We start from the raw sequence: 11858 nt of genomic DNA, 5'->3' as shown, positions 1-11858 counted from the left end.
CACATGGCACAACCAAAATATGAAGGTTATTGCGAATTCATTCCTACAAAATTAGTCAGAGAAAAGTTTGGAGATGTCAATGTTTATGCCCAAAATGCTAAATCACTCTTAACAAAAGCTACTGGTTTTATTGGTAATTATGATTTTACTCTAAATCCTTACAGGGGATGTCAATACGGTTGTAGTTATTGCTATGCTGCTGCATTTACTCCTAATGCTCAAATGCGCCAAGATTGGGGAAAATGGGTAATTTTTAAGGAAAATTCTGCTGAAATTTTAGCGAAAGAATTAAAAAAATGGTATAAAAAAAATCCTCAGATTCCTCCTAGTATATACATGAGTAGCGTTACTGATCCTTATCAACCACTTGAGTCTAAACATCAACTGACTCGTCGGTTGTTAGAGGTAATGCTTGATGTGGGGATTAACGGTTATCCAACTCCAACTTTGGTGATTCAAACTCGTAGCCCAATTATTATTAGAGATATTGATTATTTACAACGATTTAAACGATTGCGAATTAATATGAGCATTCCCACTGGGAGTGAATTAGTGAGAAAAGATTTTGAACCGCGATCGCCCAGTATTAAAGCTAGACTAAATGCTATCACTAAAATTAAACAAAGTATTGATTATTATAAAGGTTTTCTTCCTAAAATTTCTATTACTATTACCCCTCTACTTCCTACTTTGCCAACTGATGAGTCTGCTTTCATTGACAAACTAGCCATCGCCGATAGAATTGTAATTCAAACTTTTCATGCTAGCCAGAGTCGTTCTCTCATTGCATCAACTCGCCAAGAAGCTGAAGAAATTAAGCAAAAATACTCTTGGTGGTATGAGGATGAGAAATTAAGCTATAGGAAATTTAAGGAAAAGTTAGTTTCTCGGCTTCCAGGTATAGAAGTTATGGAAGGCAAAAAGGGATTTGGTTATGAATAATCCTATCGGAAATTGGTGGCGAAGTCAGCAGTTCAAATTATCTTTGAAACGCGGGGATATCCGACGTGCAGTCCAACTATTACAAGAGATTCAAAAATCAGGTGCAAGATTCTCATGGTTAGAAAAACTATTTAGGGATAAACTTCAACTTGAACGTTATTCCCAAGAATACAAACGACAAACAGAAACTTTAAATAAACAACTAACAGAAGCATCCCAGGAAAAAGTTAATCTCATATTAATCCCAGATGAGGAATTTGTTAAATATATCTATAAAGTTTTCAATTTAATACAGCACGATGAATATAAACTGCAATCTACTGGTATTGATGAACGTATATTTGATGATTTGGAATCAAGGCTAGTTGAATATCTCAAAGAAGAATTTAGTAAAATTCCTGAAAAACAGTTATTTATTAAGTTAGAAGACGCTCTTGAGGATATTAATAACTTAAAAATTGGACAAGATCCAGACTATCGTTTTAGTCTAACTCCTCATGTCTACTTTATGAAGTATTTTTTAGAAAATGTATATTGCATATATTTAGCTTGGTTTCTTATTTACCAAGATGCTTTACTACCAAGCAAAGTTAATATCCTTGATATTGCAGCAGGCCCAGGAACAGTTGCTTATGGTTTAGCTTTATTTCTCCAAAGTAGTAGCGGTTTTTTTCATATCCCGCAAATGCACATATCTTATTACTCTTTAGAAAAACAAGATGCCTTCCAGTTTCGTGGACTTCAGTTTTGGCGACGATATATAGAGTCGCGTCTAACCCCTGTGAATGCTTTCTTCCGCTTTGTTACTACTGATATTTTTACTTGGAAGACTCAATCGAATAATCTACCCAAAGATTTTTTCGACTTTCTCGTAATTTCTCACTGCTTCTTTGCAGATCCAGCCAAAAGGGTTGAATCTAATAATACTTACAAGCAAATATTTGCCACCAGCTTAAAAAATTCAGGTTATATTCTGCTAATTGTGCAAGATAAAAAGTTATTCAAACTTTACGATATTCACCAAGTGGAAAACCAAGAGGAAGAAAAAAATGTAGTGGATAAATTTATGGCAGAATTGGGATTAGAGTTGGTCTGGTATAAATATATAACCTCAACAGATTCAAGAATACCTTTGTCCGGTGTTGAATTTGGTAAGTTTGCTCGAGAAAAATTACCAAAACAACTATATATGAGTCCAATACTCCAACAGTATTTTGGTCAGAAGCATCAGTTACACTATACATTAGATGATTATGTAATCTTGGCAAAAAAATAATGATAAATTGCAGGTAAAACACCAAACAATACATTAAGTAAATATAAGGTATCTGAACTTTAATCTTGAATTCCTAAATGATCTGCAATTCACAAACAGCAGAAGGTTGGCATGGCAAACTTAATTTAGTCTATGCCGATCGCCAAGGTGCAACCCAATTAATTTACAATCACCAACAAGCGCCCCTGAAGGTGCAACGCCCATTTTACCCAGAAGGGCAAAAAGTTTGTCATAGCGTAATTTTACATACAGCCGGAGGAATGGTGGGAGGCGATCGCTTATCCTCTAACATTCACCTCCAACCCCAAACCCAAGCCTTAATCACTACAGCTGCTGCAAGCAAGATATATCGCAGCAATGGCTTAACAGCTAGACAAACTATCGAGATGCAAGTTGACGCTGGTGCTTGTTTAGAATGGTTGCCGCAAGAGACAATTTTATTTAACGGTGGGATTTATCGGCAAGATTTACGGGTAGAATTAGCAACCGGGGCCAGTTGGTTAGGCTGGGAGATTACCAGATTTGGTCGCAGTGCTAGAGGAGAAAAATTTTACCTTGGAGAATGGCGATCGCACACAGAAATTTGGCAACAACATGTCCCGTTGTGGATTGATCGGCAATACTTACCGGGTAGTGAAGACATTTTTCACAGTCCTCATGGCTTGGCGGGAAAACCAATAGTAGGTAGTCTAGTTTGGGTTGGTGATGCAGTTTCAGCAGAAATTGTCGAAAAAACGCGAAATTTATGGGATGGGGAAGGAGAAGTGGGTGTTAGTCGGTTACAACATGGATTATTGTGTCGATATCGCGGTACTTCTACATCTGAGGTGAGAAACTGGTTTATTGATGTTTGGAAATTGCTGCGAGTTTCTTTTTTGAATCGTGGTAATTGTATACCAAGAGTGTGGCAGGTTTGAACGAACCGCCATCACGCAGCGTCTCGCAGAGAAGACGCCAAGAACGCCAAGAGGGATAGAAGAATGCAACTTACGCCGCAGGAAAAAGATAAGCTATTAATTTTTACTGCTGCTTTATTAGCAGAAAGACGTAAAGGAAGGGGTCTAAAACTGAATTATCCCGAAGCGATCGCTTATATTTCTGCTGCCATTTTAGAAGGTGCAAGAGATGGGCAAACTGTAGCTGAATTAATGAGTTATGGTACAACTCTCTTAACGCGGGATGATGTCATGAAAGGGATACCAGAAATGGTGCATGAAGTGCAAGTTGAAGCAACTTTTCCTGATGGTACAAAGTTAGTGACAGTACATAATCCCATTCGTTAAATTTACTTTATAGTGTGTTATTTTTAAGACTAAAGCCTTTCATAGACATTGAGTAATAATTAAGTATATAATTTAACACATTATCAGAAGTGTACTGCTTGACATCATCAAGTATAAAGGCAATGAATACAGGAAATACTGGCTTTACAGCAACTATTATAACCACTGCCATAACTACTGCCTTTGCCGTTGTCGCCGGAATAGTTAATCACATTATGTCTGGCAACAGAGACAGAGAAAATCAGCAGACAACCGCATCGTTAAAATATACTGAGCAGCAGCTAGAAGAATTATATGGGCCACTTGCTTTTCTGATCTGGGAAGGTAGACGTACCTATACAGATTTAGCAGAAAAGTTAAGAGAAATGCGCGGTCAAAAACGTATCTTAGAATCTCTTCAAGTAGGAGAAAAAAATGGTTATACAATTTTCCCCTTCAAAAACGAAGCAGAAATTAAATTATGGATTTTTTGGATAGAAAAAGATGCTTTTCCCCGCCATGAAAAAATTAAAAAGCTTTTGATGACAAAGACACATTTAATTGAAGGTGAAATACTGCCAGAAAGTTATCTAAAATTTTTGGATTATCATAATTCCTGGAAAATGGAACATCTGCGGTGGCAAGAACAGCAAATTGAATATTTGTGGAAATCAAAATTTGACTTTCCATTCCAATTTGAAGATGAGGTTCTTAAAACTTTTAAAAACCTTAAGCGTCAACAAGCAAACTTTTTAAAAGTTAATCATGACTTACGAAAAAATAGCCAAAATTATGCAAAAATATCCAAAAATATTACTTTATTGAATCGCCAAAATGCCAATAATGTCAATAATTTATAGAGTGTGCATAAGTGCTATTTAAATGAAATATTGGATTGAACATGATCCCAGGAGAAATCATTACACCAGCAGGTGAAATTGAACTAAATGTTGGTCGTCCAACTGTAAAATTGCAAGTGTCAAATACAGGCGATCGCCCCATACAAGTTGGTTCCCACTATCACTTTTATGAAGTTAACACCGCCTTAAACTTTGACAGAGAACAAGCGCGAGGAATGCGCCTCGATATCCCCGCAGGAACCGCAGTTCGCTTTGAACCAGGCGATACAAAAGAAATAACTCTAATTCCCCTCGTTGGTACTCGCCAAGTCTACGGCTTCAACGCCAAAATTAACGGAAATCTCTAAAAACCTCCGCGTACTTCTGCGTTTCCCTCAGCGTCCCTTTGCGTTAAAAAAAAGGATTTTATATGCCTTACAGAATGGATCGCCGCGCCTACGCCGAAACCTACGGCCCAACAGTAGGCGATTGCGTCCGACTTGCAGACACAGAATTATTTATTGAAGTTGAACAAGACTTAACCACCTACGGCGATGAAGTAAAATTCGGCGGCGGTAAAGTCATCAGAGATGGCATGGGACAATCCCCCATTTCTAACGCTGATGGTGCTGTAGATTTAGTAATTACTAATGCCTTAATTCTCGATTGGTGGGGTATTGTCAAAGCAGATATCGGCATTAAAGATGGCAAAATTTTCAAAATTGGTAAAGCTGGAAATCCTTATATTCAAGATAATGTAGATATCATTATCGGTCCCGGAACTGAAGCCTTAGCAGGGGAAGGAATGATTCTTACTGCTGGCGGCATCGATGCCCATATCCATTTTATTTGTCCTCAACAAATTGAAGTGGCGATCGCTTCTGGGATTACCACCATGATCGGCGGCGGTACTGGCCCCGCTACAGGTACAAATGCCACTACCTGCACCCCCGGCCCTTGGAATATTTACCGAATGCTACAAGCGGCTGATGCTTTTCCCGTAAACTTAGGATTTTTGGGCAAAGGTAACGCCAGTCAAACTCCAGGACTTATAGAACAAGTAGCCGCCGGTGCAATGGGGTTAAAACTACATGAAGACTGGGGAACCACACCCGCAGCAATTGATACCTGCCTCAGCGTTGCCGATGCTTATGATGTGCAAGTCGCTATTCATACTGATACCCTGAACGAAGCTGGATTTGTCGAAGATACGATCGCTGCTTTCAAGAATCGTGTCATCCACACCTACCACACTGAAGGCGCAGGCGGAGGACACGCACCAGATATTATCAAAGTTTGCAGCCAAGCCAATGTCCTGCCATCTTCCACCAATCCCACACGTCCTTACACCCTAAACACCTTAGACGAACACTTGGATATGTTGATGGTATGCCATCACCTCGATCCTGCGATCGCTGAAGATGTCGCTTTTGCCGAATCTCGCATCCGCCGAGAAACCATTGCTGCGGAAGATATTTTGCACGACTTAGGCGCATTTAGCATGATTTCTTCCGATTCCCAGGCAATGGGAAGAGTAGGCGAAGTGATAATTCGCACCTGGCAGACATCTCACAAAATGAAGGTGCAACGGGGAACTCTGAACCCACAGGGAACGGAGCAAAAAGCAGACAATTTTCGGGCAAAAAGGTATGTTGCTAAGTATACGATTAATCCAGCGATCGCTCACGGAATTGCTCAATATGTCGGTTCAGTGGAAAAGGGAAAATTAGCAGATTTATGTTTGTGGCGTCCGGCATTTTTTGGCGTGAAACCAGAGATAGTGATTAAAGGCGGAATAATTGCATGGTCGCAAATGGGCGATGCTAACGCCAGTATTCCCACACCGCAACCAGTGTATATGCGACCGATGTTTGGTAGTTTTGCAGGGGCGCGTCATGTCACATCATTAACTTTTGTTTCCCAAGCAGCTTTAGAGAAAGAAATTCCCAGCCAGCTAGGTTTACAAAAGGTAGCAGTTGCAGTTTCTGGGACACGCCAATTAAGTAAGCGGGATATGAAGCTGAATGATGCACTACCCCACATTGAAGTTGATCCAGAAACATACCAAGTCAGGGCAGATGGTGAGTTGCTAATTTGTGAACCTGCGACAGTTTTACCAATGGCACAGAGGTACTTTTTATTCTAATTCATGACCGAGCAACTTACTGATTACGATAGTCCTTGGAAAGAAGTCAAAATAATTCGTAATTGATAATTCGTAATTCCTAATTATTATCCCACGATTGTTTATTGGTACAGTGGGACAGTAAATGTGACTGTGGAACCCAGTCCTTCACCCAGGCTGTAAAAATTCAGAGTCCCTGCCATTGACTCTATTAGGCTTTGGGACATAGCCAGTCCCAAGCCTGTACCACGGGATTTCTCAATAGGGTAATCATCGACACGGCTGAACAATTGAAACAGTTTGTCTAGTTTGTCCGGGGAAACACCGATACCAGTATCTGCGATCTCCACTGTCACCATACCAGGAAATTGCTGATCTTGAGATATTACCTTTTTGCTAACTACATAGCTCTTGACAACTATACCGCCTTGATGGGTAAATTTGATGGCGTTGCCAACTAGATTTATCATCACTTGCTTTAGGCGTTGATAATCACCTCGGACAATAATTTCATCGTAGGTATCAGGCATTTGCATAAGGAAACTGAGGTTTCTCACCTCAGCATGAGGACGCATGAAATTTTCTACATCACTGAATAGTTCATTGAGCTTGATTGCTCCCAGTTCCATCTCCATTTTGCCTGCTTCGATTTTGGCAATGTCTAGCATGTCATTGATAATATTGAGCAAGTATAGTGATGATTGGTGAGCTTCCTCCAGAAACTGTTTTTGTTCCTCCTGATTATCTGCCATACCATCTAAAATTAGCTTCAAGAAACCTATCGTGGTATTAAGGGGAGTACGAAGTTCATGGGAAATATTGGCTAAAAACTCTTTTTTTATTTGTTCGGCTCCTTGTAGCTTCTGGGAACCTGGGTTAAGTTGCCTGAAAATTTCTCGCCTTTCCAATTTTTGGCTTGCATCTAAGAACTGATAATCCTCATTGCTCAAGCTTCTGTCTGCTGCCCATGCCCATGCATCCTCCAATGCTTGTCCGCGTAATAGCCATGAGTCATCCTTAGAAGTAATCCAGGCTGTCAGAGCTTCAGCATGAGGACGCAAATCTGCTAACGCTTTATTAACCCAACTATGGTCAAAAACGGATTCATAAATACAGTTATAGACTCTTAACTTCCCTTGCTGCTGTACTACTAAACCAGATAGCCGCAATTCCATTTTTTCTGAACTGTTATCAGCTAATACTTTCCCCCATTGCAAAATTTGCTGATACAACCCTAGTAAACGTCCGGCACGTTGCTCATCTCTAAGAATGCGATCGCGTATTGTCCTCAAATGTTCTGGCTCATCCTGTGATTCCCAGTTTTTAAGGAAGTGCGATCGCACCAATTCTTCAACTCCCTCAACTTCTATACCAGCAGGAATGAGTTTGCAAAGTTTTTGGGTAAGAAATGGTTGTCCACCCGTCCAAGCCAAAACCTCTTGCAGCAGTGCTTGGAGATTGCTAATTTTCCCCACTAATCCTTGAGCTAAAGGTTGAACTTCATGCAACTGAAAACCTTTGAGTTCAATCGCTCGACCAACATTAAACGGCGTGCGGCTCTTATCTTTAATCAAATCTGACGGAGTAGCTACTCCCAGCAATGTGAAAGTGAGGCGCTTATATTCGGGCTTATCAGCACGCTGATTATAGCAGTCTCTGATTAAAGCAAAAAAGTCGTCACTAGAAAAATTTAAGCTGAGAACGCTATCTATTTCATCTACAAAAATGACTATAGATTGAGAAATTTCAACTAACAGAATTTCTTCGATAAATTCACTCAATCGCTGTACAGGAGAAAGATGATCCTGATTGCGCCACCAACTCCGTAAATTAAACTTTCCTGAAAGCTCGAAACTACTCACCAAACTACGCACTACACCTGTATACCATTGCTCTGGTGTAAGATTCTGGCTACCAATTTTCATTAAATCAATTGCAGCACAGGCTATGTCTTCCTTTTGTAGCCGTTGCATTGTTTGCACTCGCAAGCTAGACTTGCCCATCTGCCTGGAGTTCAAAACATAACAAAATTCCCCAGCCTTTAATCCCTCATACAAATCTTGGTCTGCCTGACGCTTTACATAACTGGGGGCATCAACTGGTAAACTGCCACCAACTTGATATTCGTAAGCTGGGTTTTGTTCTATGTTCATCAGCTAACTCTCAAGCGATCGCAAAAATATTGACGATACAAATCACAACGTGGCGTTACATCATTTCCTTGCTGTTGTAATAAACCCATGCTGAGTAATTTAAAGCATTGTATCGAATTCAACCGAACGGGGCTAGTATTGGCAACTACCTTTTTGATAGCAGCAGCTAATTCTGGACGCTGTTCTAAATTCCACAGATGCCGACGTAAATGGTCACTATAAGGGCCAGCTTCTGTAGGGGCTGTTTGCAAAAGCACATTGAGCGTAATATCCTGTCTGGCAATATGATAAAGTGCCACTCGTACAAGATAGGGATGTCCTCCCACCATTGCCATTAGTTGTTCAATTTGGGTCAAACTCCAATTGAGTCCATGCCTTCGTGCCAAATCAAGAACCTGTTGGGTGTTAAATTCTGATAACTCAATCGGCAAGCCTACATTAAATGGCGATTGATTGATATTCATTGGAATATAAACTTCTGTGGAATGCACTACTACTAACCGCAGTTTTTTCCAAATATCCCGGTTTTTAGCATCTTCATGCCAAGCGCGTAACAGCCCAAAAAAGTCATTAGCAATTTCGGGATATTGAAATATACGATCAACTTCATCCAATCCCAATGCTAGGGGTTGGTTGATTTCTGGCAAGAGATACTCCTCGAAATAAGCGGTGCAATTGTCCTTACTGCCATAAATCTCATCCCAGTAATCTGCTAGCTTGTTGGGTAGCCTCAACCTCCGTCCGACACTGGCACAAAACCACTGAAGGAACTTATCCAAATCTGCAAAAACCTTTCCATCTGCCAATTGAAAGCTCAAAGGCACGGTTAGATAATCTTGTTGTGACGCTTGATGAAGAATCCGCGCCATGAGTGAGGTTTTACCCATCTGCCGGGGTGCTTTGATCCGAATCAAAGATCCTGGCTTCCAAATTGCCTCGTAGCACCGGGATTCGATGGGAGGACGCTCAATATAAAACGCCGAAGCCAAATCCACCTGTCCTTCAGGTAATTCTGGTTCTGCCACTGGCAGAGGCGGTGAGAGAGTGAGAGGGTGAGAGGGTGATGAAGGGAAAAAATCACTACTCGTCTCTCCATCTGCCAATCTTTCTACATCACCGGTTGCCACTAAACTAAAAATTTCCTGTAAAATTTTGGGAGTATCGGCAGGTGAATTCCACTCTCGCTGCTGAACCTGTTGTAAGTAGCCCCGCAAATCATAATTCAGTGGCGCACTCCAAGCAAAGTTAACACGAATGGGCAAAATCACTGGCTTATGCTGATCGCTGCCATCCTGTAACTCTTTGGCCTGTCTCACCTCTTCTGTCACCATCTCGCTAGTTGCCGATCGCTCAGACAACAGCAACAAAAAGTAATCACACAGTTTTAATTCTTCATCGATGCGCTGAGGCCATTTTTCCCCCAAGCGAATACTCTCGCCCGCCATGAATGCTTCGTGTCCAGCAGCTTTAATCGCTTCATAAAAATTCTGGGCAAGGCTCAAGTCTGGATCTTGACTGCGATAGCTGATGAAAAATCTGACGCTTATGCTGGCTGCTGGGGAAGTTGGCATAATCGGATAAATATCCAGAAATTTTGACGAATTTGACTATTTTCTTGCAATGTACAGAATCAAAGCTGACTTTTACTTTTTTTACAGGTAACTCTTCAGTAGCCAATATCTAACCTACTGATATATCTATTTACTAAACTGATACCAAAATCGTGTCGCTATCCTCTGTATTCAATTCTAGAAATTTACGAGTCATAATTCAATTAGCTTGTAGCTATCTGCTAAAAAGGTAAGTAAAGTAGTTTTTAAAACACATTTATATAAGTTTCTTGGTAACCAATTTTTCTTCGGAGGAAGTTTATTTAAAGGGAATACCTAGAAAACTATACCAATAAACCAGTTTTCCTAAAAATTTACTTTTACCCTATACCTTGCATCTATATGACTTCACAATCTTCTTGCTCTGACAAAATTCTGGTTGTCGATGACTCTCCTGATAACGTGTTCTTGATCAAAACTATTTTGGAAGAAGAGGGTTACACGATTAGCACCGCAGAAAATGGGATTTCGGCCTTGGCAGAATTGAAAGCTTCTCCTTGTGACTTGGTTCTGCTGGATCTGATGATGCCAGGTATGGACGGGTACGAAGTCACCAAGCACATTCGTGGTGAAATGAAATTGCCGCAATACATCCCTATATTGCTGATCACTGCCCACGATGCGCCCAACGTCGCCCACGGATTAGACTTGGGTGCTGATGATTTTATCCGCAAACCTGTAACAGTAGATGAATTGCTGGCACGAGTGCGATCGCTCCTGCGTTTGAAGCATAGTATGGATGAACGTGATGAAATTGCGCGTCAGCGAGAAGATTTTGTCTCCCGCCTCACCCACGACTTACGTACTCCCTTAGTAGCCGCCGATCGCATGTTGATGCTATTTCAGCAAGGTGCATTGGGAACATTATCAACGCAAATGCAGGAAGTAATCGCCATCATGGCCCGTAGCAATATCAACCTGCTTTCTATGGTCAATACTTTATTGGAAGTTTATCGTTTTGAAGCGGGTCGCAAAAGTCTAGCGTTTCAACCGGTTAATCTGGGTCAATTGCTAGATGAAGTGACTGGAGAATTGTCACCCTTAGCTCAAGATAAAACACTGTCCCTAAATTTGGATATTACTGAGGAGTCAAGCACAAACACAGTGATGGGCGATCGCTTGGAACTGCATCGTCTATTTACCAACCTCATCGGAAATGCGATCAAATTTACCGAAGCTGGGTCTATTACTATTCGTTTTACTTCTCAACGCCAGTTCAACAAAAGTAATCAATCTCAGTTCTCTGAAAAATCCAATTCTGTTGACTACATTAGAATTGAGATAGCGGATACTGGCCCAGGTATTCCCCCTGAAGAACAAGCCACGATCTTTGAACGATTTCGCCAAGGCAGTCATAAGAGTTCTGGTAGTGGCTTAGGACTGTATCTTGCTCGTCGAATTGTCGAAGCACATCAAGGCATTATTCTGCTTAATTCTGAGTTGGGCAAAGGTAGTGTATTTATTGTGCTTTTACCCACTAAAACATGAGAAAATTAGTAATTATAAATTAGGAATTGTAGAGTTTTTTATCCTGGCAATTCATGATTTATAACCTTACTACTATCTACCGATAATTTAAAATAAAAAATTTAATTGGAACATCAAAAACTAAAAGTTTATGAATCAAATATGCTGAGATAACAGCAATAGT

10 protein-coding genes are annotated in these 11858 nt (G+C 40.5%); 8 read left to right on the top strand and 2 right to left on the bottom strand.

What is annotated here, in order from left to right; genetic code table 11:
* The first annotated feature begins 3 nt into the window (after window positions 1–3).
* The 7 genes from V7L12_RS26840 (at window position 4) to ureC (ending at window position 6465) form a co-directional block, all read left to right on the top strand.
* Window positions 4–942, top strand: a complete 939-nt coding sequence (locus tag V7L12_RS26840) for an SPL family radical SAM protein (RefSeq protein WP_335089000.1) — start codon at window positions 4–6, stop codon at window positions 940–942.
* Window positions 935–2218, top strand: coding sequence for a photosystem II assembly protein (locus tag V7L12_RS26835; RefSeq protein ID WP_335088998.1), 1284 nt, complete (start codon window positions 935–937; stop codon window positions 2216–2218). Before V7L12_RS26840 ends, V7L12_RS26835 begins: the two co-directional genes overlap by 8 nt.
* Before the next feature lie 77 nt (window positions 2219–2295).
* A complete protein-coding gene (locus V7L12_RS26830) occupies window positions 2296–3135 on the top strand; it encodes an urease accessory protein UreD (RefSeq protein WP_335088996.1) in 840 nt (279 codons plus the stop codon).
* A gap of 63 nt (window positions 3136–3198) precedes the next feature.
* Window positions 3199–3501, top strand: a complete 303-nt coding sequence (gene ureA, locus V7L12_RS26825) for an urease subunit gamma (protein WP_335088994.1) — start codon at window positions 3199–3201, stop codon at window positions 3499–3501.
* Window positions 3502–3599: 98 nt separating this feature from the next.
* The gene (locus V7L12_RS26820; protein WP_335088992.1) at window positions 3600–4340 is read left to right on the top strand and encodes a hypothetical protein; all 741 of its coding nucleotides are present in this window, start codon (window positions 3600–3602) and stop codon (window positions 4338–4340) included.
* Window positions 4341–4381: 41 nt separating this feature from the next.
* Window positions 4382–4687 carry an urease subunit beta gene (locus V7L12_RS26815; protein ID WP_335089239.1) on the top strand — a complete coding sequence of 102 codons (306 nt, stop codon included), beginning with the start codon at window positions 4382–4384 and terminating at the stop codon, window positions 4685–4687.
* Window positions 4688–4749: 62 nt separating this feature from the next.
* The gene (ureC, locus tag V7L12_RS26810) at window positions 4750–6465 is read left to right on the top strand and encodes an urease subunit alpha (protein ID WP_335088990.1); all 1716 of its coding nucleotides are present in this window, start codon (window positions 4750–4752) and stop codon (window positions 6463–6465) included.
* Window positions 6466–6566: 101 nt separating this feature from the next.
* Here ureC and V7L12_RS26805 read toward each other — a convergent pair whose 3' ends face one another.
* Together V7L12_RS26805 and V7L12_RS26800 are read right to left on the bottom strand one after the other, a co-directional pair.
* Entirely contained in the window at window positions 6567–8597 is a 2031-nt protein-coding gene (locus V7L12_RS26805; RefSeq protein ID WP_335088988.1) for an AAA-like domain-containing protein, read from the bottom strand.
* The gene (locus V7L12_RS26800) at window positions 8597–10168 is read right to left on the bottom strand and encodes an AAA-like domain-containing protein (RefSeq protein ID WP_335088986.1); all 1572 of its coding nucleotides are present in this window, start codon (window positions 10166–10168) and stop codon (window positions 8597–8599) included. The genes V7L12_RS26805 and V7L12_RS26800 overlap by 1 nt, the downstream gene beginning before the upstream one ends.
* Before the next feature lie 381 nt (window positions 10169–10549).
* Between V7L12_RS26800 and V7L12_RS26795 the strand changes: the two genes are divergently transcribed.
* Window positions 10550–11695: a hybrid sensor histidine kinase/response regulator gene (locus V7L12_RS26795; RefSeq protein WP_335088984.1), complete on the top strand. Its 1146-nt coding sequence runs from the start codon at window positions 10550–10552 to the stop codon at window positions 11693–11695.
* Window positions 11696–11858: the final 163 nt, after the last annotated feature.

It is taken from the genome of Nostoc sp., from assembly GCF_036918245.1.
Taxonomy (GTDB): Bacteria; Cyanobacteriota; Cyanobacteriia; order Cyanobacteriales; family Nostocaceae; genus Nostoc.
This window is presented reverse-complemented; position numbering and strand designations above follow the sequence as displayed.